This window comes from Ralstonia sp. RRA (assembly GCF_037023145.1).
Taxonomy (GTDB): domain Bacteria; phylum Pseudomonadota; class Gammaproteobacteria; order Burkholderiales; family Burkholderiaceae; genus Ralstonia.
Genome location: NZ_CP146091.1, coordinates 280,627 through 307,607, shown reverse-complemented (window position 1 = coordinate 307,607; position 26,981 = coordinate 280,627). Strand labels below are relative to the sequence as shown.

The window sequence follows — 26,981 nt, the reverse complement described above, 5'->3', positions numbered from 1 at the left end:
AAGGCGCCATCTAGGGCAGAGGTAAAGCACACCATCTCTTGCCCGTGCACCGCTCCGTCTTGTGTTCCAAACTACTCTCCGCTAACTGCTAGCCTTGCACTCGCATTCCGCATTCCGCATTCCGCATTCCGCATTCCGCATCACGCATCACGCATCACGCATTCCGCATCACGCATCACGCATCACGCATCACGCATCACGCAATCAACTGAGCCTTGGCGCCCACCCTTGTTCACCGTCGGTTTGGCCTTTGACGTTCCTGCCCTTGATGGCGCCTTGAATTTTCGTAAGCGGGCGGAAAAAAGACGGGAAACTGTCTGAGCGAAGCGAGTTTTTCCCGTCTCCGCCCGGTTACGAAAATTCAAGGGGAAGTCGCCATCTCGGGCGCGCCTTTCTTTGCTTACTTTCTTTGGCAAGACAAAGAAAGTGAGTCAGCCCCGGCAGGGGATGAAACAAGGGATGGAACACCAACACAAAAGCAAAGCGACCCCACCATGGCGCCAGCGCAACCCACAGCGCTATGATCCTCACCACGCCATCAACCCCGCACCAAACCCATGCCCGCTCCCCCCATCCTCCCCGACAACGCCGCAGAAGAAGCCGCCGCTAACGGCCCATTCCCGGCAACCAAGTTCATCAAGGAAATCGGCCGCGGCGCAGACGGTGCTCGTGCCTTGGTCAAGCACGACGCGCGTGCCCTCTTCACCGCCATGCTGGAAGGCCGCGTAGCCGAGATCCAACTCGGCGCCATCCTCATGGCCTACCGCATCAAGGGCGAAACCCCAGAAGAGCTGGACGGCATGCTGGAGGCCACCCACGCGCACTGCCGTCCGTTGCCGGCACCGGACACGCCAGAACACGCACTGCCCGTGGTGATCCCCAGCTACAACGGCGCCCGCCGCCAGCCCAACCTGGTGCCCCTGCTGGCCAAGCTGCTGGCACGTGAAGGCGTGCCGGTGCTGCTGCACGGCATCCGCCGCTTCGACGGCCGCATCACCACGGCCACGCTGTTCAACGCGCTTGGCTGGCCAATCTGCGAAAACATGGACGAGGCCCGCGAGCGGCTGGAAAACGACCGGCTGGCCTACGTGCCAATCGATGTGCTCTCACCCGAGCTGGCAACGCTGCTCGACAAACGCGAGATCGTCGGCCTGCGCAATTCCGCGCACACGGTGGTGAAGATGCTGCAGCCGATCGGCAACCACGCGCCGCACGAAGCACTGCGCTTGGTCAGCTACACGCACCCCGAATACCGCGACACCCTCACCGATTACTTCCTGCGCCACCCGGCCAACGTGCTGCTGGCACGCGGCACCGAGGGCGAGGCGGTGGCCGATGCGCGGCGCGGCAGCGCAGTGGAATGGCTGCGTAATGGGGCACACGAAACGGTGATCGACGCGGTGGAAGGATCGAGCGATACGCCGCCCGAACTGCCTGCCGGCACAGATGCGGCAGCAACGGCACGGTGGATTGAAGCGGTGCTCAACGGCAAGCAGCCCGTGCCGGAGCCGATTGCCAAGCAGGTGCGCGCCATCGTGCGTTGCGCACGGCCCGCGCAGCCTGCCTGATCAAAGCGCCTTACTTGGACGGCAGCGGAATACGCTCCGTCTCGCCGGGCACGTGGGCGAAGGCATCGGCCTCCCAACGCTGCTTGGCGTCTTCAATGTCCGCCTTGTCGCTGGCAACGAAGTTCCAGTAGATGTGGCGGTGGCCGTCGGTCGGCTCGCCGCCCAGCAGCATCACGCGTGATGACACCTGCGCGGTGAGCGTCACGTCGCCGCCGGGTTCGAGCACGGCCAGATGCTGCGGGTCGAGTGATTCGCCATCGATCGTGACAGCGCCGTCTACGAGATACAGGCCACGGTCTTCATGCTCGGGCGGGATCACCAGCGATGCACCTGCCGCCAGCTCCAGCGCCACATACAACGTGCGCGAACTCACCTTCACGGGCGACGTCAGCCCAAATGCATCGCCCGCGATGACCACGCCCTGCACGCCGGGGCAGTCGAGCTTGGGCAACGTGTCGGCGCCATGGTGCGCAAAGCTGGCCTCGACCTTCTCCTGATCCTTCGGCAAGGCCACCCAGGTCTGGATGCCATGCAGGCGGGCCCCCTTCTCACGCGCCTCGGGTGTCGAGCGCTCGGAATGAGCGATGCCGTTGCCGGCGGTCATCCAGTTCACGTCGCCGGGGACGATGGTCTGCACGCTGCCTAGGCTGTCACGGTGGACCATGCTGCCGTCAAACAGGTACGTGACGGTGGCCAAGCCGATGTGCGGGTGCGGGCGCACGTCGACGCCCTCGCCGGGCGGGAAGTCCACCGGCCCCATGTGATCGAAGAAGATGAACGGGCCGACCGTCTGGCGCGCCGCCGAGGGCAGCACGCGCTTGACCGAGAAGCCGCCCAGGTCGCGTACGTGCGGGCCGATGATGTGCTGGATGGAAGTCATGGTGAGCGTTCCTTGGAATTTCAGGCGCGCGCGGCGAGTTCGGTGTCGACGCTGATCTCGACCTCGGTCATCAACTTGTGGATCGGGCACTTGCCGGCCACGCGTAGCAGGTCGGCGCGCTGCTCGTCGTTCAAGTCGCCGTGCAGGGTCAGCACGGTGCGCAGCTTGTAGCGGCCCTGGCGCTCCTGGCTGCCGTCATGCTCGACGGCCACGTCGATGGAGTCCAGCGGATATTTGCGCTGCCGGGCGTAGAGCGTGACGGTCAGCGCCTTGCAGCTCGCCAATGCGGCGTCGAAGTAGCCGTGTGGGTCGGGCGCGCTGCCCTCGCCGGTCGGCTTGGGGACGTCGGTGTAGAACGTGACGCCCTCGGGGAAGGTGACTTTGTGACGGAACAGGCCTTCGGTGTCTTTGCTGACGACGATGGTCATGACGGCTCCTGGGTGCGGTTCGACGGCGGGTGTGACGATACCCGGGGAGTGTAGCGAAGTTACGTGACGTCACATGGGGTGCAGTACACATCGCATTTCTGCTGCGCGGCTCCCCCATGTCGTCGGGGGTGGGGCAATTTGCCCCTGTAAACGCTCAAGCAGTGCGCGTTTGCGCCGATTTCCCGGTTGGGGCACGTTCGTCCGAACCTGCTCCACTTCGGGCCCCACTGACAGATCGACCGCATGGTTTCTCGCCGCCTGCTTGTCGCCATAGCTGGCGGCATCGGCGCTGTTCTCGCGCTGATTGGGCTGACCGTCATGGTCAGCTGGCTGCTGCATTGGCCGCGCGGCGTGAAGATCGGCGGCGACCACTTGGTGATCGTCTTTGCAACGGGGCTGAACCTCGTGCTGCTGGGCGCAGGCCTCGCCGCGCTGGTGGTCGGCGCGCTGCGGCCCAGTGCGCGCTGGGCGGATCGGGCTGCGTGCCTGGCCGGTGGTGCGGCGGCCGTGCTGTGCACGCTGCGCCTGGTGGAGGTGGTGAGCGGCTGGCCCGTGGCGTTCGATTTTCCTGACGTGCACGTCTGGCTGAAGCTCAACTGGCTGACGGGCTGGATCGGCGGTATGCACCCGAGCCACGCACTGGCGCTGGCCGCGAGCGCGGGCGCGCTGTGTCTTGTCCCGACGGCGCGGCAGGCGCATCGCGCGCAGTGGCTGTTCGCGTTGCTAGGCGCGTCGGTCCTGCTCTGCGTTGGGGACCTGCTTGGCCGCGCCATGGCACTGGAGTACCTGTACCCGGCCTGGCTGCGTTGGCGTGCTGCCGACGTGGCGGCCGGCTGCACGCTGCTGGTGGTGGCAGGCGTGCTGTGCGCGGCACTGGCCCGATATCCGCGCCTGTTCCACATCCGCTTGTCGCCAGAGGACACCATTGTCTGGATCAGCGGCGGCTGCGTGGTGCTGGCGGGCCTGGGCGCCACCGTTACCGCCTTCATCATCCAAGTCGATAGCGCCAACGTGGCGTTCGGCAACACGCGAACGCGCGCGCTGTCGAGCTATGCCGCAGAGTTTGACCAAGTGCTGGCAATGCGCGCGGAGAGCCCGCGGCTGGTGGCTACCGCCACACCCATCCAGGAGGCGCTGCGCCATCCCGCCGACAACGCTGCCCGTCTGCACGGCGAGCGTGCGCTGCAGGCCTATCGCGAGCAGGGCTACTCGTACCTGCAACTGCGCACGCTGGCCGGCGAGGGCGTCGTCAGCCTCGGCACGGAGGTGTCGCACCCGGAACTGGCGATTGCGCTGCACGTCGGCCTAGCGCCCGAGCGCGTCACGCTGCAGTGGAACCACGGCTTTGCCATGCGCACCGAAACGCCAGTCCTGGTGGACGGTGTACAGGTCGGCTGGCTTATTGCCGAGCAGCCGCTGGCCCATATGACGGCCCGCTACTCCACCTTGCCCGATGCGGGCGCGACGGAAACGCTGGCCATGTCGGGCTTCGATGGGGCCGGCCGTGCGATGTCGTTTCCGCAGCGCTTCGATGCGCACATCTTCGAGTTGCCGAGGCAGACAATCGAACAGCGGACGCTGCCCTCGCGCTTGGCGCTGGCGGGCCAGTCGGGCTACGGCCAATGGCGCGATATTCATGGCGTGCCGACCTCGCTCAGCTATATGCCCATCGGCCACACGGGCCTGGCGTTGATCAGCAAGATCTCCAGCGCCGAGTTGTACACGCCCATGCGCGCCCAGTTCGAGCGGCTGGCGGCGCTCATGCTGTGCGGGATCATCGGCAGCGTGGCGGCCATCCGGCTGACGGTGCGGCCGTTTGCCAACCGGCTGGCGGCGTCGGAGCGCGCCCTGCGTATCGCCAACGAAAGCCTGGAGCGCCGGCGTGACGCCCTGCGCGCGAGCCGCGAGCAACTGCGCCTGGTGGCCGACAACGTGCCCGCGCAGCTCAGCTATGTCGACCCCGACGGCGTCGTCCGCTTTGCCAGCCGCACGCTGCTGGAGGCGTTTGGCCGCACGCAGGATCAGATGATCGACCGCCACGTCAGCGAGATCTACACGCCCGAGGACTACCGCACGCTGCTGCCCTACATGACCGAGGTGCTGGCTGGCTATCCGGTGCAGTTCGACATCACCTCGCTGCGCACCGGCAAGCCGCGCTACCTGAGCGGCCATTACTACCCCGACTACGACGACCGCGGTACGCTGCGCGGCTACTTCTCGGTGCTGCAGGATCTGACCGCGCGCACCACGGCCGAAATCGCCCTCGCCCGCAGCGAACGCGCGCTCACGCTGGTGCTCGACAACGCCCCGCTGCTGGTCTCGCACATCAACGCCGACGGCATCTTCACCTTCTGCAACGTCACCCACGCACGCTGGCTGCAGCGCACGCCCGAGGAGGTCTGCGGCCAGCCGGCGCAGGACGTCTTTACGCCGGGCACCTATGCGCTGCTGGCGCCATATCTAGCCCGCGCGGTACGGGGCGAGACGGTCGAGTTCGAGATCAACGCGCCGTGGTACGAAAAGCCGCACGCTGGCGGCCCGCGCCACCGCACGCGCTATCTGCGTGGCCAGCTCGTGCCGGATGCGGCGGATTGCGATTGCAGCGCCGAGCGCTGCGGCTTCTACGCCTTCGTGCAGGACGTGACCGACGCCAAGCGCAGCGAGATGGAGCTCTCGCGCATGGCCCGCTTCGATGCGCTCACCGGTCTGGCCAATCGCTACGAACTCTACGAGCGCCTGCGCACAGCCCTGGAGCGCCGCCAGCGCCAGCCCGCCCCCATGGGCGTGCTCTACCTGGACGTGGATCACTTCAAGCACATCAACGACACCTACGGCCACGCCGCGGGGGACGCGGTGCTGGTGGAAGTTGCCCGCCGCCTGCAGCAGGCGGTGCGCCGTACAGATACCGTCGCCCGCCTCGCAGGTGACGAATTCGTCATCCTCCTGGACCCCATCGACGCCCCAGATGATGCGCTGCACACAGCCCACAAGGTGGTGAGTGCGATCCGCCCGCCGATCCCCCTGCGTGGCGATGTGTCGCTGCATGTGACGGCCAGCATCGGGGTGGCCTGCCCAGCGCCCGATATCAGTGATCCCGACGTGGTTTTGCGCGAAGCGGACCGCGCACTTTACTGGGCCAAGTCACGCGGGCGTAACACTGCGGCATAAGTGCGAACTGATGCCGCTGGCGACTGTCTATGACTGGGTGCGCGGCCACTTTTGCTGCGGCGCAATCATCACACTATTGAGGTCTATCATCTGATTTGCGGGAACTATCAACCGGCACAAAATGTCCTATTAGCACTCTTCCGGTTGGAGTGCTAAGATGCCCTTCCAAACCTCCACTGGATTTCGACAGGAGTCCTGAGTGAACGCAGTCATTCCCGTGAATACCGTTTCCGCAATCGCCACCCAGCCGTCCGGCAACGCCGGTAATGGATGGGCGCTGGCGTTCCCCGGCAACCTCGGCAACATTGACGCCTATATCCAGAGCGTCAACCGGGTGCCGATGCTGTCGGCTGAAGAAGAACAACGTCTGGCCCGCGAGTACCGCGACAACGACGATCTCGATTCCGCGCGCCGTCTGGTGCTCTCGCACCTGCGCCTGGTGGTCTCGATCGCCCGTCAGTACCTCGGCTACGGCCTGCCGCATGCCGACCTGATCCAGGAAGGCAACATCGGCCTGATGAAGGCCGTCAAGCGCTTCGACCCGGATCAAGGCGTGCGTCTCGTCTCGTACGCGATGCACTGGATCAAGGCCGAGATGCACGAGTACATCCTGAAGAACTGGCGCATGGTCAAGGTGGCCACCACCAAGGCCCAGCGCAAGCTGTTCTTCAACCTGCGCAGCCACAAGCAGGATGCACAGGCGACCTTCTCGCCGGACGAGATCAGTGCCGTGGCGGCCGAACTCAACGTCAAGGGCGCCGAGGTGCGCGAGATGGAAACGCGCCTCTCGGGCGGCGACATCGCGCTGGAAGGCCAGATGGACGACGGCGAAGAATCCTTCGCCCCGATCGCCTACCTGGCGGACACGCACAACGAGCCGACCCGCGTGATCGAGTCGCGCAGCCAGGATCGCATGCAAAGCGAAGGCATCGAAACGGCGCTGGCCAAGCTGGACGACCGCAGCCGCCGCATCATCGAGGCCCGCTGGCTGCAAGTGAACGACGACGGATCGGGCGGCGCCACGCTGCACGAACTGGCTGACGAGTTTGGCGTGTCGGCCGAGCGCATCCGCCAGATCGAATCGGCCGCGATGAAGAAGATGAAGGGTGCGCTGCAGGCGTTTGCCTAAGCGGTTTCCCTGGCAATAAAAAAGCCCGCCAAGTTGGCGGGCTTTTGTTTGGGCGCGAGCTACGCGATCACTCCTTCAGCAGCAGCTTGACGTCGTGCGCGATCGGCTCAGGGCCCTGGCCATGTTTGATGAACAGGCGCAGGTTGCCCTTCGTGTCGAACATGTAGCTGCCGGCGGTGTGATCCATCGTGTAGTTGTCGGGCTTGCTGCCCGGCACCTTGCTGTAGAACACCTTGAAGTCGGACGTGACCTTCTTCAACTCGGCTTCGTCGGCCGGACGCAGGCCGATGAAGCGCGGGTCGAATGCGGGCACGTACTTGCCCAGCAGGTCTTGCGTATCGCGCTCGGGATCGACGGTGACGAACAGCACCTGCACGCGGTCGGCATCCTTGCCTAGTGCATCCATCACGCCGCGCAGCTCGGCCAGCGTGGTCGGGCAAACATCGGGGCAATGCGTGTAGCCGAAGAACATCACGACGACCTTGCCACGAAAGTCTTCCAACGTACGGCGCTTGCCGGTGTGGTCGGTCAGCGAGAAATCCTTGCCGAAGCTCTTGGCACCGGTGATGTCGAGGTTCGTGAAGGCAGGCTTGTCGCTGCAGGCGGTCAATGCCAGCACGGTGGCGGCCAATGCGGCAAACAGAACGGCGCGGAAGTGTCGGAAAGAGAGCATGTTCATCGTGTTGGGAGGGACCGCCTAGCGTAACGCCAACTGCACGCGCTCGCTGGCAGCCCCGTGCGTCACAGCGCCGCGCCTTGGGTGAACGTAGGCCCGAACTTGAAGTAGTGATCCACCAGCAGCGCCGCAAACAGGATCGACAGATAGATGATCGAGTAGCGGAAAGTCTTCTGCGCCAGCGCGTCGGAATAGTTGCGGTACATGCGCCACGCATAGGCGAAGAAGCCGCCGCCCAGCACCAGCGCCGTCGCCAGGTAGATATAGCCGCTCATCCCGTGCACGAACGGCAGGATGGTCGCGGCAATCATGATGAGCGTGTACAGCAGGATGTGCAGCAGCGTGTATTTCTCGCCGTGCGTGATCGGCAGCATCGGCAAGCCGGACTTGGCGTAGTCGGCACGGCGGTACAGCGCGAGCGCCCAGAAGTGCGGCGGCGTCCAGGTGAAGATGATCAGCACCAGGATCCACGCCTCGGGCGGCACGCTGTTGGCGACGGCCGCCCAGCCCAGCGCCGGCGGCATGGCGCCCGACAGGCCACCAATGACGATGTTCTGCGGCGTGGCCGGCTTGAGCAGCAGCGTGTAGATGATCGCGTAGCCGATGAAGGTGGCGAAGGTCAGCCACATCGTCAGGTCGTTGGCGAACACGTGCAGCGTCCACATGCCCGCGCCGCCTAGCACCAGCGAGAACAGCAGGATCTGGCGCGTACCCAGCTCCCCACTGGCCGAAGGACGCCAGGCCGTGCGGCGCATCATCGCGTCGATCTTGCGCTCGACCAGGCAGTTGATGGCAAAGGCCGCGCCGGCAAACAGCCAGATGCCGACCGCGCCGCCGATCAGCACCGGCCAGGGCACCATGCCCGGCGTGGCCAGGAACATGCCGATCACGGCGCAGAACACGGCGAGCTGCGTCACGCGCGGCTTGGTGAGCGCCGCATACTGCGATGCGGTGTGTCGCCAGCCGGGGAGTTGAGTGGAAGTCGTTGGGGTTGCCACAGTATTCATAAACAATCAATCAAACGGCGGCCACGGCCGCAGGGATCGGCGCGCGCACTTGCGCCAAGCCGATCAGGTAATGCAGACGCACCATCAGCAGCAACAGCACCGCCGCGCCACCGTTGTGCGCCACGGCGGCCAGCAGCGGCCAGCCAAGCACGATGTTCGATAAGCCGGTCGCCAGTTGCACGGCCAGCACGATGAGCAGCACCGTCGACACACGGCCGATACCGGCCACGCGACGCGCTCGTACGCCAAGCCATGCCAGGTAGCTCAGCACGAGCACTGCAAAGACGCGGTGCGTCCAGTGGATGGCAACCAGCGCGTCATGCGAGATGAAGTCACCGCTGGCGGTCTTGCCGAGCTGGCGCCAGAAGGTAAAGCCGTGCGCAAAGTCCATCGCCGGCACCCACTGGCCGTTGCACAGCGGGAAGTCGGTACACGCAAGCACCGCATAGTTGGTGCTGACCCAGCCGCCCAGTGCGATCTGCACGACGAGCAACGCCAGCCCGATCGCCGCCGGCACGCGCAGCGATGCACCGCGGCCATCCACGAAACGTGGCACATCGTTCTTACAGCCAAGCCAGATGAGCGACGCCAACAATGTCATGCCGAGCAGCAGGTGCGTCACCACAATGGCCGGCTGCAGCTTGAGCGTGACCGTCCATGCGCCAAACGCGCCCTGCACGCACACCAGCGCCAGCACGGCCGTGGCGTACCACGGCGATTGCTTGAGGTCCTTCCGCTTGACCCACGCCACCACCACGAGCGTGATGATCAACACGCCCACCGCCATCGCAAAGTAGCGGTGCGTCATCTCAATCCACGCCTTCATCCACGTGACCGGGCCACTCGGCATTGCGGTTTGCGCGGCGTGAATGTCGTCCCGCGCGTGGAAGGGGTTAGACGTGCCGTAGCAACCGGGCCAGTCCGGGCAGCCCAGGCCCGAATCGGTCAGGCGCGTGAAGCTGCCGAACATGATGAGGTCCAGCGTCAGGGACGCCGTGATCCACACCAGCTTGCGGTACTTGTTGCGGTCTCCCTTGACCAGCACGTAGCACAGCGGGATCAGCGCGATCAGGATGCCGATGGAGGCAAGTTGCAGCAGCATGGCTTATCCGATGCGCGAATACTTGAGCAGCCGCGTCAGATCGCCGCGCACTTTCTTCGGGTCCGGGTCCTTCGGGAACTGCATCATCAGGTTGCCTTGCGGGTCGACCAGGAAGATGTGGTCGGTTGCCGGCGTCTTGCCGTCGGTCAGCCAGTCCTTGGGCAACTCCGGTGCGCGCAGGAAGCGTGCGGCGGCGTAGTCGTCGTTGTAGGCCTTCATCAGGCGTGGGTCGATCGCGCCGCGATCCGTGACCAGCCACACGGGGACGATACGGTCGCGGTCCGGACCCTGGCCGATGCGCAGCTGGCGCATGGTGAAGAGCTTGCGCGCGCAGTTGTCGTCGCAGGCGCTGTTGTCCACTGAGACCATCAGCCACTTGCCCTTGAGGCTGGCGAGCGGCACTTCTGCGCCGTGCTCGTCCTGCACCATCAGGCCGGTCGGGATCGGGCGCTGCGGCTCGACCAGCGCGCCATACGCGGCCTTGCCGCCAGCCGGCGTGAAAACGTAGTACGCGAGGTACGACGCAATCACTGGCGATGCGCACACCAGCAGCAGGAACAGCATCGTCAGGCGGCCCCGGCGCGTGCGTGCATCAATGCGCGCATCCGTGGACAAAGCGGCGGGCGCGGCGCGTGTGCCGGGCGTGCCCGGTGCAGATTCCTGATTCACCATGTGATTCCTAATGCATTCATCTGCGGCACTAAGCCGCAACACGTGTTCGTATTCAGACGGGCTCAGAAGGGCCTGCCAAGCGACGATAGCGTCGCACGCTGTAGACAACCATCAAGGTCAGCACCGCCGCCGCCATCGCGAACCACTGGAACGCATAGCCGTAATTGCGGTCGGCGCCCAAGTCTGCGCGCGGCCAATCGCGCGCCAGACCGTCTTGCGCGTCGGATTGCTGCTCCACCACGAAGGGCTGCAGGGGCAATCCGATTTCGCGCGAAAAAGCGTCGAGGTCGATATTCTGCCTAAGTCGCTGGCCGACTTCATCTGCGCCGTCTTTCCGCCCCAGACTGAAGACGCGGCTGGCATGTGGCACAACAATCCCTTCGACCTGCACTTCACCCGCTGGCGTGGTGTACGGCGCGATGCGCGTGCGGTCCACCGGATCGCGCGGCAGCCACCCCCGATTGACTAACACGGCGCGTCCGCCTGCCCCTTCCAGCACGAATGGGATCAGTACCTCGAACCCGGCGCGCGACACGCCGTTGGTCATGTGCGGGCGGTTGTCGAGCAGCACTGTATGCGCCACGTCAAACGTGCCGCGCAGCAGCACCGGCCGATACAGCACCGCATCGGCCGCGACCGGTTGCGCAGTGATGCGCTGCACGGGCGCGTTCTGCAGCGCCTCGATGCGCGCCTGCTTGTCGATACGCTCATGCGCACGCGACAACTGCCACCGCCCCAGCGCACACGTGAGCACAATCAACAGCACGCCCGCCAGCATCGGCACCGGCGCAAACCACTGGCGCAGTGGCACGCGCGCGGTCATCGTGTCCACCCGGTGAGATAATGCACGGCAACCATTTCCAAGTTCTCAACCTTCCATGCGCATCGTCGTTGCCATCGCGTTCCTGCTGATCCTCGGCAGCCTTGCCTCCGCGCTGTTCTTCCTGATGCGCGACAAGGGCAACAGCAACCGCACCGTCCGCTCGCTGATGTTCCGCGTCGGGTTCTCGATTGCGCTGTTCATCTTCATCCTGGTTGCGAACCGGTTGGGCTGGATCCACAGCACCGGCATCCAGTTCGGCCAGTAATTCACCCACGCCAGAAAAACGAAAACGCCGCAGCGGTGTCCCGTCTGCGGCATTTGTCGGCTTAGGCGCAAGGCGACAAATGCGTCGCCCCAATCCACTCTGCCTTACAGCCAGTACACCACTACGTACAGGCCGAGCCAGACCACGTCCACAAAGTGCCAGTACCACGCGGCACCTTCAAACGCGAAGTGATGATCCGGCGTGAAGTGCCCCTTGATCACGCGGCCCAGCACCACGGACAGCATGATCGCGCCCATCGTCACGTGGAAACCGTGGAAACCCGTCAGCAGGAAGAACGTCGAGCCGTAGATACCGGACGTCAGCTTCAGGTTCAGTTCGTGATACGCGTGGATATATTCGAACGCCTGGAACCCCATGAACGTGAAGCCCAGGAGAATCGTCAGCAGCAGGCCCTGGATGACCTGGGCACGCTTGCCCTCACGCAGCGCGTGGTGCGCCCATGTGAGCGTCACACCCGAGGTCAGCAGCAACGCCGTGTTGATGGTCGGGATCGGCCACGGGCCCATCGTCGTGAACGGCTTGACCGTGCCCGCCGGGCCGGTATTCGGCCACAGGGCATTGAAGTCGGGCCACAGCAGCTTGTTGTTCAAATCGCCCAGCCAGGGCATGGCGATCTCGCGGGCGTAGAACAGCGCGCCGAAGAACGCCGCGAAGAACATCACTTCCGAGAAGATGAACCAGCTCATCGACCAACGGAACGAGGCATCCACGCGATCACCGTACTTGCCGCCCTCGGATTCGGAGATGGCGTCGGCAAACCACGCACGCAGCACGAACAGGAACCACACCAGGCCGATCAGGAAAGTCCACGGCGCCCACGACTGCGCGTTCACCCATGCCGCAGAACTCAGCAGCACGATCAGCAAGCCGATACTTGCCGAAATCGGATGCCGCGACGGCCCAGGCACGAAGTAGTACGGAGCGTTCGCTCGATTCGCACTCATCTCTTTTTCTCCAGCTCTATTTTTTTAAGAATTCACTCGATATTGCCCGGCCCATGCTGCGCAGGCCGTCTCCTCAACCTTCCACCTGCTACTGCGAACCGACCACTGCGCGCACGATCATCAGCAGCACAAAGATGAACAGCGCTGTCGCCAACAGGCCGGCGATGATCACGTGCACAGGATTCAATTGCGCCATGTCACGGTCATGATCGCGCCCCTTGCGCACCCCGAAGAAGGACCAGAACACCGCCTTCATCGTCTGTGCGAATGACGCGCGTCGCTTGGTCGCTTCCTTCAGGTCGTCCATGTCCTTACGTTCCTTTGCTTGGCATCGCCGGCGTAATGGCTGACGGTGCGTGGATCTCAAAGAAAGTGTAGGACAAGGTGATCGTCTTCACGTCTTTCGGAAGCTCCGGATCGATCACAAAGACCACCGGCATCTCGCGCGATTCGTTTGCAGTCAGCGTCTGCTGCTTGAAACAGAAACACTCAATCTTTTTGAAAAACTCGGTTGCCTGCTTGGGCGCGTAACTCGGGATGGCCTGCGCCTCTACCGTGCGCCCTTCCTTGTTCACCACCTCGTAGACGATCTGGCTGATCTCGCCCGGGTGGACTTCCATGCTGTTCTTGACCGGGCGGAAGCGGAATGGCCCCTGGCTGTTCGAATCGAACTCCACCGTGATCGTGCGTGACGTGTCGACCTGCGAATTGCGCAGCGCGCCGCCATCCTCGTCGCGGGTGTTCAGCACGTTGATGTTGGTGAGTTCGCAGATCTTCTTGTACAGCGGCACCATCGCGTAGCCAAAGCCAAACATGATCACGACCACCACGGCCAGCTTGCCGAGCATGGTTCGGTTCAGTCCGCGTTCAATGGCTTTGTCGTCTTGGAGCCGACTCATGTTGCGATCTCGGTTCTGCGATCAATGATTGGTCGTTGATGATCCAGGGGCTGCGCGCCCGGCTAACCGCCGAACACCACGCGCTTGAAAATCACACCCAGAAAGAAAACCAACGCAATGGTGGCAAGAATGAACGCGAGCCGGCGATTGTTGGCACGTTGCTCGGGCGTCGGGCTTTTTTCTGGACTCGACATCGTTGTCTGGAAGGTTGCAGGGTCGGGGGCCGGCACAGACCGGCCCCGCGACACCGGCATTAATGCACGTGCGGCGGTTCTTCAAAGGTGTGGAACGGCGCCGGCGACGGCACGGTCCACTCCAGGCCTTCTGCGCCCTCCCACGGCTTGTCGGCGGCCTTCTCGCCACCGCGGTACGACGGCAGCACCACGAAGAAGAAGAAATACACCTGCATCAGACCGAAGCCCAGTGCACCGATGGACGCGACTGCGTTGAAGTCGGCAAACTGCTGCGGGTAATCCGCATAGCGACGCGGCATGCCGGCCAGGCCCAGGAAGTGCATCGGGAAGAACGTGAGGTTGAAGGTGATCATCGAACCCCAGAAGTGGATCTTGCCGCGCGTTTCGTTGTACATGTAGCCCGACCACTTCGGACCCCAGTAGTAGAAGCCCGCGAACAGCGCGAACAGCGAACCGGCCACCAGCACATAGTGGAAGTGCGCCACCACGTAGTACGTATCCTGCAGCTGAATGTCGATCGGGGCCACGGCCAGGATCAGGCCCGTGAGGCCGCCGATCGAGAACACGAAGATGAAGCCCAGGGCGAACAGCATGGGCGTCTCGAACGTCATCGAGCCGCGCCACATCGTGGCCACCCAGTTGAACACCTTCACGCCGGTCGGCACCGCAATCAGCATCGTCGCGTACATGAAGAACAGCTGGCCGGTGACAGGCATACCGGTCGTGAACATGTGGTGTGCCCACACGATGAACGACAGGATGGCGATCGAGGCCGTCGCGTACACCATCGAGCTGTAGCCGAACAGCGGCTTGCGGGCGAAGGCCGGCACGATCTGGCTGATGATGCCGAACGCCGGCAAGATCATGATGTACACCTCGGGGTGCCCGAAGAACCAGAAGATGTGCTGGTACATCACCGGGTCACCGCCGCCGGCTGCCGAGAAGAAGCTCGTGCCGAAATGGCGGTCGGTCAGCACCATGGTGATCGCGCCTGCCAGCACCGGCATCACGGCGATCAGCAGGTAGGCGGTGATCAGCCACGTCCAGCAGAACATCGGCATCTTCATCAGCGTCATGCCGGGCGCGCGCATGTTGAGGATGGTCACGATGATGTTGATCGAGCCCATGATCGACGAGGCACCCATGATGTGCACCGCGAAGATCGCCATGTCCATGCCCGGGCCCATCTGCACCGACAGCGGCGCGTAGAGCGTCCAGCCGGCGGCCGTGGCACCACCCGGTGCGAAGAACGAGCCCACCAGCAGGATCGCCGCAGGCGGCAGCAGCCAGAAGCTGAAGTTGTTCATCCGCGCAAAGGCCATGTCGGACGCACCGACCTGCAGCGGGATCATCCAGTTCGCAAAGCCCACGAAGGCCGGCATGATCGCGCCGAACACCATGATCAGGCCGTGCATCGTGGTGAACTGGTTGAACAGTTCCGGATGGAAGAACTGCAAGCCCGGCTCGAACAACTCAAGGCGGATCAACAGTGCCAGCGTGCCGCCCGAGAGCAGCATCGCGAAGGAGAACAGCAAGTACAGCGTACCGATGTCCTTGTGGTTGGTCGCGAACAGCCAACGGCGCCAGCCGTGCGGATGGTCGTGCGCGTGGTCGTCTCCATGACCGTGCGCGTGATCTTGCGGGTGCGTAACAGCGGTGCTCATCGCAAAACTCCTTGGATTCGTTTCGTCACGCAGACGATCAATCAGCTAGCGCTGCGGTCTTTCGCCGCATTCACTTGTTGGGTGGCCACCTTGCCGGCGGGCTCAGCAGCGGCAGTCTTGGCGCCGCCGCCTTCAGGCATCTTGCCGCCGCGCGCATCCTTCACTTGCGACGGTTGCAGCAGGTCACCGGTATGGTTGCCCCAGTTGTTTCGCTCGTACGTGATGACGGAAGCGATTTCCACATCGTTGAGCGCCGAAGCCCAAGGCGGCATTGCGGCCTTGCCGTGCAGCACAATGTCGACGTGGCCGGCCAGCGGGCCGTTGGCGATCTTCGAGCCGTCCAGTGCGGGGAACGGACCACCGCCCTTGCCGTTCGGCTGGTGGCAGACCGCGCAGTTGGCGGTGTAGACCTTCTCGCCGCGCGTCTTCAGCTCATCCAGCGTGTAGACCTTGTTCGGATCATCAGCCTTGGCGGCCATTTCCTTCTTCTTGCCGTCGACCCACTTGGTGTAGTCGGCGTCGGACACAACGCGCACGACGATCGGCATGAAGGCATGTTCCTTGCCGCACAGCTCGGCGCACTGGCCGCGATACACGCCGACCTTCTCAGCCTTGAACCACGTGTCGCGCACGAAGCCCGGAATCGCATCCTGCTTCACGCCGAATGCCGGGATCATCCACGAGTGAATCACGTCGTTGGCGGTGGTGACGATACGCACCTTGCGGTTGACCGGCACCACGACCTCGTTGTCCACCTCGATCAGGTACGTGGTGCTCTTGGGCGCCTGGTTGTTGATCTGCTCGCGCGGCGTGGTGAGCGTGGAAAGGAACGAAATGCCCTCGCCTTCGCCCTTCAGATAGTCGTAACCCCACTTCCACTGGTAACCGGTGGCCTTGATGGTGAGGTCAGAATTGGTGGTGTCCTTCATCGCGACCACGGCCTTGGTGGCCGGAAGCGCCATCCCGATCACGATCAGGAACGGCACGATGGTCCAGATGATTTCGACGGTGGTGCTTTCGTGGAACGTCGCCGGCTTGTGGCCCAGCGATTTACGGTGCTTGAAAATGGAGTAGAACATCACCCCGAACACACCGATGAAGATCACGATACAGATGATCAGCATCATGTAGTGCAGCCAATGGATCTCGGCAGCGATCTTGGTGACCGGGGGCGCGAGATTGAGCTGCATCACTGCGGGGCCGCCTGGCATGTCTTCCACTGCCAGAGCCGTTTGACCGAAGGCGAGGAGTGAGCCTGCCGCCAGCAAACTTGCCAATGTCTTATTCAACATTTTCATTTTTTATCTACCCAATTTACAGATTCCACTCTGCCCCGGTGCGCGGCTCATGAGACCTGGGTTGGTTGCCCCTGTCCCAAACACCGGGAAAGCTCGTTCGCAAGCCTGCGCCGCCCAGCCGGATCGAGAAATCGACCGATCCGCACGACACGTCCACCGGAATGCAGCGCAATCAGCTCCCGAAGGGGCTCACTTTGCGGCATGCCTGGTTCAACGCGCACCCACTGCGGATTGAGCACATGACGCACCTGCTGGTTGACGCTCACCTGTTCGATCACCAGCGCGCCGTCTTCCAGCCAGACATGCTCGTAATCAGAGGCGTGGCGGGCATAGTACAGCAACGCCCAACCGAGAATCGCGACCTCCAGCCCCGAGAAAGGCAACACCAACCACGCACCTTGCCACGCAAAGAACGAAGCGATCGCGAACGAGAGGATGACAATCGAGAGGTAGAACCAGCCGACCTGGCGGGGTGAAAGCGAGCAGTTTCGCTTCATGAGCCAGTTCTTGCGCGGCGATTCCGGAACGGTGGAGGCGCCACATGCTGGCTGGAGCGCCGTATCAACGCATACATTTGCAATGTCGTGCATTGAACCACTCCTGCCTCGGATGCATACCCGATCGGTTCGCCCGTGGCAAAAAACGGGATAGGCCTTAGGGGGGACTGCTGCGACAAACCGGCACAGTATATGGTCCCAATTGACCCCAAACAAGGTAAAGCGCCTTTATGCAAGTCCCGGCTTGACAAGCGGCTATCAATACCGTCCCTGCATCAAGAACCGCCTCAGGCGCGCGGCTTGCGGCCGATCTGATCGACCGGAATCATCGCCCGCCCTTCATCATCCAGCGCCTGCCGACGCGTGGGCGCCAGCTTCCAGGCATGACCGTAGACGACCTCGAACGTGAGCGGAATCAGGCCCTCAGGATTGCGCTGGGCGTCGAGCGCATCGAATAGCCGTTGGCGCCAGCGCGGCGTGTGCAGACCTGCGCCGGCCAACTGACGGCCGCTTTCATCCATGAGGCCGGCCATCCCACCCAGCAGGTGCACATCGGCCAGCAACGCCTGCGGCGTCTCGTAGGTGATGGTGAGCTGCTCCATGTCCATCACGGGCGTGGACCAGCGGCTGTGCACCAGCATGTCGCCAATGTCGTGCATGTCGACAAAGCGCAGGGTGTGCACGCCCGCGTCGATACCAGCCAGCGCGCTGCGCAGCTCGCGCAGGGTGTCCGGACCGAAGAGGCTGAACATCAGCAGACCGCCTTCGGTGGTGATGCGGTGCCATTCCGGGAAGATCGCGTGCGGGGATGGGTCCCAGTGCAGTGCCAGGTTGGACCACAGCAGGTCGAACGATGCATCAGCAAATGGCAGCGCGCGGAAGTCCGCCTGAGCAAAATCGAAGACGGGACGCTTCTTCAGCAGCCGGCCAAGCCAGCCGGTGTCCGTGCGCTGCGGATCGAGCTGCGTCGCCCGCGCCAGCATGGCGGAGGACCAGTCCACGCCGCAGATCTGTGCATCCGGATACTGGGCGCGCAGCACAGCCAGCCCTTGTCCAAGGCCGCAGCCCAGGTCCAGCGCACGCGACGGCGTCAGCTTGATGTACGACAACCGGTCCTGCATCCGGGCCCCGACCTCACGCAGCAGGAAATCCACGTCGGCAAAACGCGCGGCGCGGCGATCGAAAGCGCGCCGCAAGGCGGCAGGATGGGCGAGAACGGGATCGGACATCGACAAATCGAGGCTGGAACTGCGGTCAGCAAGTATACCGGCGGGATGTTTCAGGCGCCGTCTGATGGCGCATTGACCGCAAATCGGCTGGGATGGCGGCTTTTGCCATGCCCCCGACCCTATTGCGCCAATGGTTTCATGCCGGCCTGCGGCACCTGCTGCCGTGCGCCTGCGCGCTGTGCGGCGCAGTCCAGCGTGAACTGGTCTGCGCCGGCTGCATGGGCGATCTGGCGCCGCAACTGCACCGGCGGCGCTGCATCCAATGCGCGATCGCACTGGAAGCCCGGCACATCGCCCGGCATTGCCCTGCCTGCCTGGCCGGCATGCCGGACTTTGATGCCACCGTCGTCATTGCGGACTACGGCTGGCCGCTCGATCATCTCGTCACCGGATTGAAGTTTCGGGCGCAGTTGCCGCTCGCGGCATGGCTGGCCGAGCGTTTGAGGGATGCGCTGACTGCCGCGCCGGGCGACTTGCCGGACCTGCTGTTGCCGGTGCCGTTGTCGGCCGCCCGCCTGCGCTCACGCGGCTACAACCAGGCTTGGGAGATCACCCGGCGGCTGGGTGGGCAACTCGCCATTCCCGCCAAGGCAGATGGGCTGCGCCGCGTGCGCGACAACCCCGCCCAAGCCTCGCTCGACCGCGCCGAGCGCCTGACCAACCTGCACGGCGCCTTCGAGGTGACGGACGCGGGCAGCATTGCGGGGCGTCACATCGGCGTTATCGACGATGTGATGACCACCGGCGCCACCCTCGGCGAGATTGCCACCCGGCTCAAACGCGCAGGCGCCACGCATGTCACCAACGTGGTTGCCTTGCGTACGCCCTAGTTACATGCTTATGCGACATTGTGTCGCGGCCAGAGTCTGGCACTGTGGCGGGGTGACAACCCTCGTCAATCTAGATAAGCTCGCCGCCGAAATTTCCTTGGCCAGCCCTCATGTTCAACGTCGTCCTCGTCGAGCCCGAAATCCCGCCCAACACGGGCAATGTGATCCGCCTGTGCGCCAACACCGGTGCGCAGCTGCATCTGATCGAACCGCTGGGGTTTCCGCTCGAAGACGCCCGCATGCGCCGCGCCGGCCTCGACTATCACGAGTACGCGACGATGCGCGTGCATGCCGATTGGGAGGCCTTTCTACGGGATGCGCAGCCCGATCCGGCACGCATGTTCGCGCTCACCACGCGGGGCTCCACGCCGTTTGCCAACATGGCCTTCCAGCCGGGCGACTGGTTCGTGTTTGGATCGGAAACGCGCGGATTGTCGGAAGAACGCCGCGAGTGGTTTCCCGCGTCGCAGCGCATCCGCCTGCCGATGCGGCCCGACAACCGCAGTCTGAATCTGTCGAACACCGTGGCGGTGGTGGTATTCGAAGCGTGGCGGCAGAACGGCTTCGAAGGCGGCGCATGAGCGCCGGCCTTCCATCAGGATCAACGCGCCGATTCGGATTTCGCGTCGCGCTGCAGCAGACGATCCACGGCGCGTGCGGGCGCAAGCCCCTCGAACAGGACTTCGCACACGGTAAAGGTGATCGGCATGTCGACGCCTTTGGCGCGCGCCAATGCAGCCACAGCGCGCGCGCACCGCACGCCCTCGGCGACATGGCCGAGACTGTGCAGGATGTCGTCAAGCGAACGCCCCTGTGCGAGCTGCATGCCGACAGTGCGATTGCGTGACAGATCGCCCGTGGCGGTGAGCAGCAAATCGCCCATGCCAGTCAGGCCCATGAAGGTTTCCGGCCGACCACCCAGTGCGATGCCCAAACGCGTCATCTCAGCCAGACCACGCGTCACCAACGCGGCGCGCGCATTCAGGCCCAGACCCAGACCATCTGCCGCACCGGTCGCAATGGCAAGCACGTTCTTCACCGCGCCGCCCACCTCCACGCCGACGAGGTCATCGCTCGCATACACACGCATCGCGTGATGGTGAAAGCCGCGTTGCGTGAGCTTGCCCAGCGCGGCGCTGGTGGACGCCACCGTCATCGCGCACGGCAAACCCTGCGCGACTTCCTTGGCAAAGCTCGGGCCGGACAGCACGCCGGTCGCCAGATCCGTGCGACCGGTCTGCGCCAACACCTCGGCCACGATGGCGTGCGGCAATGCGCTGGTCTGCGGGTCGAACCCCTTGCACAACCAGATCACGTTGCGCACCGCTCCGTGCGCGGCAACCGCGCGCGTCAGGTCCGCCAGCCCAGCAACAGGCGAGGCAATGACAGCCAATGCATCCTCGCCGGCGGCATGATCCAGCGCAGCCTGCAGGTCGGCATCGAAACGCAGCGACGCCTGCAGCGCGATGCCCGGCAGGTACGGTTCATTGATGTGCGTGGCGGTCATCTGCGTGACGAGGCTGGCGTCACGTCCCCACAGCACGACATCGTGTGATTGCGCAGCATGGCTGGCCAGGGCAGTGCCCCAGGCGCCGGCACCCAGAACGGAAATTCGCATGCGCGTGTGCATGTTCAAAGTTCGGATCGATCAGGCAAAAAGTCGAGCAAAAGAAAAAGCCCGCGCGAGCGAAGGCCGGCGCGGGCTACTGGCGCAGTGCGCCTCGTACTTAGAACCTATCCACGATCCTACTGCGCTGCCCGATCTTGGCCCTGACATGCGCGCCGTACTCATGTACGGCTGTGCTTCTCGGGCCAATCTCAGGCCGCTCGCTGCGGATCGTGAATGGGTTCTTAGTGGGTGGCCTTCGAGCCGTCCGGCATCACCAGACTGCTGTTGCCGCCAGCAGCTTGAGCTTGCTCCATGGCGGCAGCCAGGCGCTGCTCGTACAGGGCTTGGAAGTTGATTTCCGCCAGGTGGATCGGCTGGAAGCCAGCACGGCCAATGGTGTCGGCGATGTTCGAGCGCAGGTACGGGTACACGATGGTCGGGCAGGCGATGCCCAGCAGCGGGTCCATCTGCTCGTCCGGCACGTTGCGGATGTCGAAGATGCCGGCTTGCTTGGCTTCCACCAGGAAGGCCACCTTCTCTTGCACCTTGGTCGTGACCGTGCCGATCACCACCACTTCAAACACGCCCTCGGCCAGTTGCGAAGCGGACACGTCCACCTGCACTTCCACGGACGGCTGCTCTTGCTCGAGGAAGATGTGCGGCGAGTTCGGCTGTTCCAGCGACAGGTCCTTCAGGTAGACGCGCTGAATGTTGAAGAACGGCTGGCCATCCTGGCCCGGTTGCTGCTGTTGCTGGTCGCTCATGACTCGCCTTCAGATAGATGTGTGGTCAGTGCACCGCGGGCTTTGCCCCGCGCGCAAGACGCGTATGGTACATGACGCAAAGGTGCCCACCATGAGAGCAGGCCTAAAAGTACAACGCCCGGTCAAGACCGGGCGTTTTTGTGTGGCGCTCAGGCCGCCAGCAGCGGCACCAACCCGCCTTCGCGGTCCAGCGCAGACAAATCATCGAAGCCGCCAATGTGGCGTTCGTCGATGTAGATCTGCGGCACGGTGCGGCGGTTCGTGCGCGTCATCATCTCTTCGCGCTTGCCGGGTTCGCGGTCGATCAGAATCTTTTCGATCTGCTCGACGCCACGCTGCTTCAGGAGTCTTTCCGCTGCCACGCAATAGGGGCAGACGGTGGTGCTGTACATAACCACGTGCGCCATACTTCAAACCTCGTTTTTTATTTCACAACCGGAAGACCGGCCTGCTGCCAGGCGGCCAATCCGCCCTCGAGCGAATAGACCTCACTGTAACCGGCCTGCTTCAAGACTGCTTGCGCCTTCCCAGCGCGCTGGCCGGTCTGGCATACGAGGATGATGGGGGTCTCTTTGTTCTTTGCAAGGCCGGCCGCCTTGCCTTCCAGCTCGCCGAGCGGCGCATGCTTGGCTTGCGGCAGATGCCCTGCGGCGTATTCAGCACTCTCGCGCACATCCACCACGACAGCGTTGCGGCGATTGATGAGCTGGGTGGCAACCGAAGCACCCACCTGGGCACCGCCGCCACCAGCAAGGCGGCGCTGGATGGGGCCCCAGATCAGCAGCAGACCCGAAACAATGGCGACAGCAAGCAGGGCAAGGTTGTTGTAATCGGCGAAGAACTTCACGGTATCGGTTTCCTGGAGGAGTCTGGCGAGCATCATCCGAACGGCTCAGGCACGCACGGGGACATGATGCGGGCGGCATTATAAAATAGTTGGTTTAAGCGGGCCGCACGATGGCGCTACGACGCATCACCGCAAGCCCGCACGCAGGTTTTCTCACTTCTCATCATGGCAGTCATGCATAAGCTCGTTCTCATCCGCCACGGCGAATCGACGTGGAATCTGGAGAATCGTTTCACCGGCTGGGTCGACGTCGACCTGACCGACACGGGTGTCGCCCAGGCCCGCCAAGGCGGCAAACTGCTGCGCGAAGCCGGCTTCACCTTCGATCTGGCCTACACCTCGGTGCTCAAGCGCGCGATCCGCACGCTGTGGCACGTGCAGGATGAAATGGACCTGATGTGGATCCCGACCCGCAACGAGTGGCGCCTGAACGAGCGCCACTACGGCGCGCTGTCGGGCCTCAACAAGGCTGAGACCGCCGCTAAGTTCGGTGACGAGCAAGTCCTGGTCTGGCGCCGCAGCTACGACACCCCGCCGCCCGCCCTGGAGCCCGGCGCCGAGAACGACGCCTTCGGCAACCCGCGCTACGCGGGCCTGTCGCGCGAGCAGGTGCCCCTGACCGAGTGCCTGAAGGACACCGTCGCGCGCGTGCTGCCGCTGTGGGAGGAGTCGATCGCCCCGGCCATCAAGAGCGGCCAGCGCGTGGTGATCGCCGCGCACGGCAACAGCATCCGCGCGCTGGTGAAGTACCTCGATGGCATTTCGGACGCTGACATCGTCGGCCTGAACATCCCCAATGGCACGCCGCTGGTGTATGAGCTGGATGCCAACCTCAAGCCAATCCGCCACTACTACCTGGGCGACCAGGAAGCGATTGCCGCGTCCCTCGCGGCGGTGGCCAGCCAGGGCAAGTCGAAATAAACCGTAACGAGGCGTTTGGCACTCCAACGCCTTTATACTGTCGAAGCCTGTAGCCCGGGATGTGCGCGAGCCACCCCGGGCCATGTTTATCTACTGTTCCCACGTCCACGCTCGACACATGCGAACTTCGCTCAAGAACATCAGCTTGATCGCCATCGGCCTCGTCACCGGGGTTCTGGCGACGCTCCAGCTCTCCGCCACCGCGCAGAACGCGACGGTCGGGCCGCTTCCGCTGGAGAAGCTCAGGCTCATGGCCGACATTTTTGGCCAGATCAAGCGCGAATATGTCGAGCCGGTGGACGACGACAAGCTGCTGACCGAAGCCATCAAGGGCATGGTCGCCAGCCTCGACCCGCATTCGGCCTACCTGGACAAGAAGGACTTCCAGGAGCTGCAGGAAGGCACGCAGGGCCGCTTCGCCGGTTTGGGCATCGAGATCTCGCAGGAAGAGGGCCTGGTCAAGGTCATCAACCCGATCGAAGACACTCCCGCATTCCGTGCCGGCGTGCAGCCGGGTGACCTGATCACCCGCATCGACGACAAGCCCGTGCGCGGCATGCCGCTGGAACAAGCGGTCAAGCGCATGCGCGGTGCACCGGGCACCAAGGTCACGCTGACCATCTATCGCAAGAAGGAAGAGCGCACCTTCCCGCTGACGATCACCCGCGCCGAAATCCAAGTGCAGTCGGTCAAGGCCAAGCTGCTGGACAACGGCATCGCCTGGGTGCGCATCACCAGCTTCCAGGAACGCACCGTGCCGGACCTGGCCAAGAAGCTCAATGACCTGGCAAAACAGGACGCCCACCTGAAGGGCCTGATCCTGGATCTGCGCAACAACGGCGGCGGCGTGCTGCAAGCCGCTGTGGGCGTGTCAGCCGCGTTCCTGCCGCCGGATGTGACGGTGGTCTCCACCAACGGCCAGGTGCCGGATGCCAAGCGCACGTACAAGGCGAGCTTCGCCAACTACCGCCTGAGCAACTTCGACGCCGATCCGCTGGCCGGTCTGGACCCCGAGTTCAAGACCGTGCCGATCATCGTGCTGACCAACGCCTACACGGCATCGGCATCGGAAATCGTGGCCGGCGCGTTGCAGGATCATCACCGTGCCAAAACGATGGGCAAGACCACCTTTGGCAAGGGCTCGGTGCAGACGGTGCGTCCGCTGTCGAACGACACCGGCATCAAGCTGACCATCGCGTACTACTACACGCCGACGGGCAAGTCGATCCAGGCCTGGGGCGTGCGCCCGGACATCCCGGTCGACCAGAACCCCGATGGCGACCCGGACGACGCGTTGATCACCCGCGAGATCGACACCGAGCGCCACCTGCACAACAAGCAGGAGTCGGAAGAAAGCGAGATGACCGAGCGAGAAAAGCGCCGCGTCGAAGAGCTGCGCCGCCTGGAAGAAGAAAACGCGAAGAAGACGCCCGAGCAGCGCGAGAAGGAACGCAACAAGAAGCCGATCGAGTTCGGATCGGCGGACGACTTCATGCTGCAACAAGCCATTGCCGAGCTGCGCGGCCAGCCGGTCAAGCGCTCGAAATCGGTGCTCGAAGCGGTTGCTACGTCGGACAAGCCGGCCAAGGACACCAGCCAAGCCAAGCCCAAGGCGAAGCCGGCTGCCCCTGCCCCGGCCAAGCCGAACGTCCCGGCCAGCGGCGTAATCCCGGCCCCGGAGCCGAGCGGCGCCCGTTAAGACACCGGCCGGCAAACACTGGCAAACTTATGAGGCCGTGCACTGCACGGCCTTTTTCATTGCACTGCCATGAACGACGATCAACTGCTGCGCTACTCCCGCCATATCCTGCTCGACGAGATCGGCATCGAAGGGCAGACGCGTCTGCTGGAAGCACATGCGCTTGTCATCGGCGCGGGCGGCCTGGGCGCGGCAGCCCTGCCCTACCTTGCGGCTGCGGGCGTCGGGACGCTCACCATCGTCGATGACGACACGGTCGACCTGACCAACCTGCAGCGCCAGATCCTTCACACCACCGAGTCGGTTGGGCAACCGAAAGTGGCATCGGCACAAGCGGCCATCGCGCGGCTGAACCCTGGTGTGCAGGTCCATACCGTGCAGCGCCGGTTGGATGCGGGCAGCATCGGCACACTACTCGACGGTGTGAACGTGGTGCTCGATTGTTCCGACAATTTCGCCACGCGCCAGGCGGCCAACCTTGCCTGCGTGCGGGCAGGCGTACCGCTGGTGTCGGGCGCGGCGATCCGCTTTGATGGGCAGATCAGCGTGTTTGACAGCCGCGCCGGCGGTCCCTGCTATGCCTGCCTGTTCCCGCCCGACGAGCCCGCACCGGATGTGGCCTGCGCAACGATGGGGGTGTTCTCGCCGCTGGTCGGCATGGTGGGCACGGTGCAGGCCGCCGAGGCGCTCAAGTTGATCGCCGGCATCGGACACTCGCTCGCGGGACGTCTGCTGATGCTCGATGGCCTGTCGATGGAATGGACGACGATGCGCGTGGCGCGCCAGCCGTCATGCCCGGTCTGCGGCAGCACACACTAGGCGCACGCGACGCGCATGAAAAAAGGAGGCCAAGGCCTCCTTTTTCTTGCCGATCGACGAGGCTTACTCGCCCTCCGGCTCCATCTGCGACTGCAGGTAATTCTGGATGCCAACCTTGTCGATCAACTCCAGCTGCGTTTCCAGCCAGTCGATGTGCTCTTCGGTGTCGTCCAGGATGTCGACGAAAATCTCGCGGCTGACGTAGTCCTTGACCGACTCGCAGTACGCGATGGCTTCGACCACCGTGGTGTGCGCGGCCTTCTCCAGCTTCAGGTCGCACTCCAGCATTTCCGGGGTGTTTTCGCCGAGCAACAGCTTGCCGAGGTCCTGCAGATTCGGCAGGCCTTCGAGCATCAGGATGCGCTCGATCAGGCGATCGGCGTGCTTCATCTCGCCGATGGACTCTTTGTATTCGTGGTCCCCAATACGCTTGAGCCCCCAGTGGCCGTACATGCGCGCGTGGAGGAAATACTGGTTGATAGCGGTCAGCTCGTTCTTGAGCTGGGCGTTCAGATATTGGATGACCTTCTTATCGCCTTTCATTCTTGGGGCTCCTGCAGGTGCAAGTGATGGACGCACGCACGCGTCCGTTCAAGGCGAGCCCTGTGCTGACCCCAAGCAACAAATGCCACCGAGGCTATGAAGCCCGGGCGGCAGATCGCGGCGAATCAAGAAAAACGAGAAACGGAAAAACTGGGGGGGTCAGGCAGCCAACGCGCTGGCCGTAATGGCTTGATCGTTGGCAACGGGCTCGTCGCGACGCTCGATTATGGCATGCGTGCTTGCACGGCCCAACACCTGATCAACGGGGATGCAGCTCACCGCTTCGGCGAGCACCTGCTTGGCGCAGTCCCGGCATTGTCCACAGCAGGTGCCGACGCCCAGCGTCTCGGCGAGTTCGTCCATTGTCGACACACCCAGACGGGCGGCGCCATGGATTTCGCGGTCGGTCACTTGGTTGCAGATGCAGACGTACACGGGATTCCTCCGCAGCGCTCAAAACGCGCTGTGAAACCAGAATAACAGAG

At 63.7% G+C, this 26,981-nt stretch carries 30 protein-coding genes; 9 read left to right on the top strand and 21 right to left on the bottom strand.

Annotation, left to right across the window (positions count from 1 at the left end):
* The first annotated feature begins 557 nt into the window (after positions 1 to 557).
* On the top strand, positions 558 to 1,568 hold the full coding sequence (gene ybiB, locus V6657_RS01535; protein WP_048933901.1) for a DNA-binding protein YbiB: 1,011 nt from the start codon (positions 558 to 560) through the stop codon (positions 1,566 to 1,568).
* A 10-nt stretch (positions 1,569 to 1,578) separates the two neighbouring features.
* Here ybiB and V6657_RS01530 read toward each other — a convergent pair whose 3' ends face one another.
* Entirely contained in the window at positions 1,579 to 2,448 is an 870-nt protein-coding gene (locus tag V6657_RS01530; RefSeq protein WP_048933900.1) for a pirin family protein, read from the bottom strand.
* Positions 2,449 to 2,468: 20 nt separating this feature from the next.
* A complete protein-coding gene (locus V6657_RS01525) occupies positions 2,469 to 2,876 on the bottom strand; it encodes an OsmC family protein (protein ID WP_048933899.1) in 408 nt (135 codons plus the stop codon).
* 243 nt (positions 2,877 to 3,119) lie between these two features.
* On the opposite strand from V6657_RS01525, the gene V6657_RS01520 reads away from it, so the two are divergent.
* Positions 3,120 to 6,044: a diguanylate cyclase gene (locus tag V6657_RS01520; RefSeq protein ID WP_048933898.1), complete on the top strand. Its 2,925-nt coding sequence runs from the start codon at positions 3,120 to 3,122 to the stop codon at positions 6,042 to 6,044.
* 199 nt (positions 6,045 to 6,243) lie between these two features.
* Positions 6,244 to 7,173: an RNA polymerase sigma factor RpoH gene (gene rpoH / locus V6657_RS01515; RefSeq protein ID WP_048933897.1), complete on the top strand. Its 930-nt coding sequence runs from the start codon at positions 6,244 to 6,246 to the stop codon at positions 7,171 to 7,173.
* A gap of 67 nt (positions 7,174 to 7,240) precedes the next feature.
* Here the strand turns inward: rpoH and V6657_RS01510 are convergent, their stop codons facing one another.
* The 5 genes from V6657_RS01510 to V6657_RS01490 all read right to left on the bottom strand — a co-directional run bounded on the left by V6657_RS01510 (position 7,241) and on the right by V6657_RS01490 (position 11,453).
* Complete coding sequence (locus V6657_RS01510) at positions 7,241 to 7,846, bottom strand: SCO family protein (protein ID WP_048934171.1); 606 nt, start codon at positions 7,844 to 7,846, stop codon at positions 7,241 to 7,243.
* A gap of 68 nt (positions 7,847 to 7,914) precedes the next feature.
* Positions 7,915 to 8,856 carry a heme o synthase gene (gene cyoE / locus V6657_RS01505; protein WP_048933896.1) on the bottom strand — a complete coding sequence of 314 codons (942 nt, stop codon included), beginning with the start codon at positions 8,854 to 8,856 and terminating at the stop codon, positions 7,915 to 7,917.
* 10 nt (positions 8,857 to 8,866) lie between these two features.
* On the bottom strand, positions 8,867 to 9,958 hold the full coding sequence (locus V6657_RS01500; protein ID WP_048933895.1) for a COX15/CtaA family protein: 1,092 nt from the start codon (positions 9,956 to 9,958) through the stop codon (positions 8,867 to 8,869).
* A gap of 3 nt (positions 9,959 to 9,961) precedes the next feature.
* On the bottom strand, positions 9,962 to 10,630 hold the full coding sequence (locus tag V6657_RS01495) for a cytochrome c oxidase subunit I (protein WP_048933894.1): 669 nt from the start codon (positions 10,628 to 10,630) through the stop codon (positions 9,962 to 9,964).
* Between the two features lie 52 nt (positions 10,631 to 10,682).
* A complete protein-coding gene (locus tag V6657_RS01490) occupies positions 10,683 to 11,453 on the bottom strand; it encodes an SURF1 family protein (RefSeq protein WP_048933893.1) in 771 nt (256 codons plus the stop codon).
* Positions 11,454 to 11,508: 55 nt separating this feature from the next.
* On the opposite strand from V6657_RS01490, the gene V6657_RS01485 reads away from it, so the two are divergent.
* On the top strand, positions 11,509 to 11,718 hold the full coding sequence (locus V6657_RS01485) for a twin transmembrane helix small protein (RefSeq protein ID WP_021196363.1): 210 nt from the start codon (positions 11,509 to 11,511) through the stop codon (positions 11,716 to 11,718).
* A gap of 104 nt (positions 11,719 to 11,822) precedes the next feature.
* Here V6657_RS01485 and V6657_RS01480 read toward each other — a convergent pair whose 3' ends face one another.
* The 8 genes from V6657_RS01480 to V6657_RS01445 form a co-directional block, all read right to left on the bottom strand.
* Positions 11,823 to 12,683, bottom strand: coding sequence for a cytochrome c oxidase subunit 3 (locus V6657_RS01480; RefSeq protein ID WP_048933892.1), 861 nt, complete (start codon positions 12,681 to 12,683; stop codon positions 11,823 to 11,825).
* Between the two features lie 88 nt (positions 12,684 to 12,771).
* Positions 12,772 to 12,990: a DUF2970 domain-containing protein gene (locus tag V6657_RS01475; RefSeq protein ID WP_021196361.1), complete on the bottom strand. Its 219-nt coding sequence runs from the start codon at positions 12,988 to 12,990 to the stop codon at positions 12,772 to 12,774.
* A gap of 4 nt (positions 12,991 to 12,994) precedes the next feature.
* Complete coding sequence (locus V6657_RS01470; protein WP_048933891.1) at positions 12,995 to 13,582, bottom strand: cytochrome c oxidase assembly protein; 588 nt, start codon at positions 13,580 to 13,582, stop codon at positions 12,995 to 12,997.
* A 62-nt stretch (positions 13,583 to 13,644) separates the two neighbouring features.
* Entirely contained in the window at positions 13,645 to 13,776 is a 132-nt protein-coding gene (locus tag V6657_RS01465) for a cytochrome oxidase small assembly protein (protein ID WP_212745025.1), read from the bottom strand.
* Between the two features lie 59 nt (positions 13,777 to 13,835).
* Complete coding sequence (gene ctaD / locus V6657_RS01460) at positions 13,836 to 15,440, bottom strand: cytochrome c oxidase subunit I (RefSeq protein WP_048933889.1); 1,605 nt, start codon at positions 15,438 to 15,440, stop codon at positions 13,836 to 13,838.
* A gap of 41 nt (positions 15,441 to 15,481) precedes the next feature.
* Positions 15,482 to 16,738, bottom strand: coding sequence for a cytochrome c oxidase subunit II (gene coxB, locus V6657_RS01455; RefSeq protein ID WP_048933888.1), 1,257 nt, complete (start codon positions 16,736 to 16,738; stop codon positions 15,482 to 15,484).
* Between the two features lie 47 nt (positions 16,739 to 16,785).
* Positions 16,786 to 17,328, bottom strand: a complete 543-nt coding sequence (locus V6657_RS01450; protein WP_048933887.1) for a DUF2244 domain-containing protein — start codon at positions 17,326 to 17,328, stop codon at positions 16,786 to 16,788.
* A 194-nt stretch (positions 17,329 to 17,522) separates the two neighbouring features.
* Positions 17,523 to 18,464 (bottom strand): methyltransferase domain-containing protein, encoded by a 942-nt coding sequence (locus V6657_RS01445; RefSeq protein WP_048933886.1) that lies wholly within the window; start codon positions 18,462 to 18,464, stop codon positions 17,523 to 17,525.
* A 107-nt stretch (positions 18,465 to 18,571) separates the two neighbouring features.
* Between V6657_RS01445 and V6657_RS01440 the strand changes: the two genes are divergently transcribed.
* Positions 18,572 to 19,294 (top strand): ComF family protein, encoded by a 723-nt coding sequence (locus V6657_RS01440; protein WP_048934170.1) that lies wholly within the window; start codon positions 18,572 to 18,574, stop codon positions 19,292 to 19,294.
* A gap of 110 nt (positions 19,295 to 19,404) precedes the next feature.
* Complete coding sequence (trmL, locus tag V6657_RS01435; RefSeq protein ID WP_048933885.1) at positions 19,405 to 19,875, top strand: tRNA (uridine(34)/cytosine(34)/5-carboxymethylaminomethyluridine(34)-2'-O)-methyltransferase TrmL; 471 nt, start codon at positions 19,405 to 19,407, stop codon at positions 19,873 to 19,875.
* Positions 19,876 to 19,895: 20 nt separating this feature from the next.
* Here the strand turns inward: trmL and V6657_RS01430 are convergent, their stop codons facing one another.
* The 4 genes from V6657_RS01430 to V6657_RS01415 form a co-directional block, all read right to left on the bottom strand.
* On the bottom strand, positions 19,896 to 20,912 hold the full coding sequence (locus V6657_RS01430; RefSeq protein ID WP_048934169.1) for an NAD(P)H-dependent glycerol-3-phosphate dehydrogenase: 1,017 nt from the start codon (positions 20,910 to 20,912) through the stop codon (positions 19,896 to 19,898).
* 233 nt (positions 20,913 to 21,145) lie between these two features.
* On the bottom strand, positions 21,146 to 21,667 hold the full coding sequence (gene secB, locus V6657_RS01425) for a protein-export chaperone SecB (RefSeq protein WP_338754886.1): 522 nt from the start codon (positions 21,665 to 21,667) through the stop codon (positions 21,146 to 21,148).
* A gap of 149 nt (positions 21,668 to 21,816) precedes the next feature.
* Positions 21,817 to 22,074, bottom strand: coding sequence for a glutaredoxin 3 (gene grxC, locus V6657_RS01420; RefSeq protein ID WP_004633497.1), 258 nt, complete (start codon positions 22,072 to 22,074; stop codon positions 21,817 to 21,819).
* 17 nt (positions 22,075 to 22,091) lie between these two features.
* Positions 22,092 to 22,514: a rhodanese-like domain-containing protein gene (locus V6657_RS01415; RefSeq protein WP_021196349.1), complete on the bottom strand. Its 423-nt coding sequence runs from the start codon at positions 22,512 to 22,514 to the stop codon at positions 22,092 to 22,094.
* A 174-nt stretch (positions 22,515 to 22,688) separates the two neighbouring features.
* On the opposite strand from V6657_RS01415, the gene gpmA reads away from it, so the two are divergent.
* The 3 genes from gpmA (at position 22,689) to moeB (ending at position 25,953) form a co-directional block, all read left to right on the top strand.
* Complete coding sequence (gene gpmA / locus V6657_RS01410; RefSeq protein ID WP_048933884.1) at positions 22,689 to 23,435, top strand: 2,3-diphosphoglycerate-dependent phosphoglycerate mutase; 747 nt, start codon at positions 22,689 to 22,691, stop codon at positions 23,433 to 23,435.
* Between the two features lie 118 nt (positions 23,436 to 23,553).
* On the top strand, positions 23,554 to 25,134 hold the full coding sequence (locus V6657_RS01405) for a S41 family peptidase (protein WP_048933883.1): 1,581 nt from the start codon (positions 23,554 to 23,556) through the stop codon (positions 25,132 to 25,134).
* A 69-nt stretch (positions 25,135 to 25,203) separates the two neighbouring features.
* Positions 25,204 to 25,953 carry a molybdopterin-synthase adenylyltransferase MoeB gene (gene moeB, locus V6657_RS01400; RefSeq protein WP_048933882.1) on the top strand — a complete coding sequence of 250 codons (750 nt, stop codon included), beginning with the start codon at positions 25,204 to 25,206 and terminating at the stop codon, positions 25,951 to 25,953.
* Positions 25,954 to 26,016: 63 nt separating this feature from the next.
* On the opposite strand, the gene bfr is transcribed toward moeB, so the two are convergent.
* Together bfr and V6657_RS01390 are read right to left on the bottom strand one after the other, a co-directional pair.
* Positions 26,017 to 26,496: a bacterioferritin gene (gene bfr, locus V6657_RS01395; RefSeq protein ID WP_048933881.1), complete on the bottom strand. Its 480-nt coding sequence runs from the start codon at positions 26,494 to 26,496 to the stop codon at positions 26,017 to 26,019.
* 159 nt (positions 26,497 to 26,655) lie between these two features.
* A complete protein-coding gene (locus V6657_RS01390) occupies positions 26,656 to 26,931 on the bottom strand; it encodes a bacterioferritin-associated ferredoxin (protein ID WP_048933880.1) in 276 nt (91 codons plus the stop codon).
* Positions 26,932 to 26,981 lie beyond the last annotated feature (50 nt).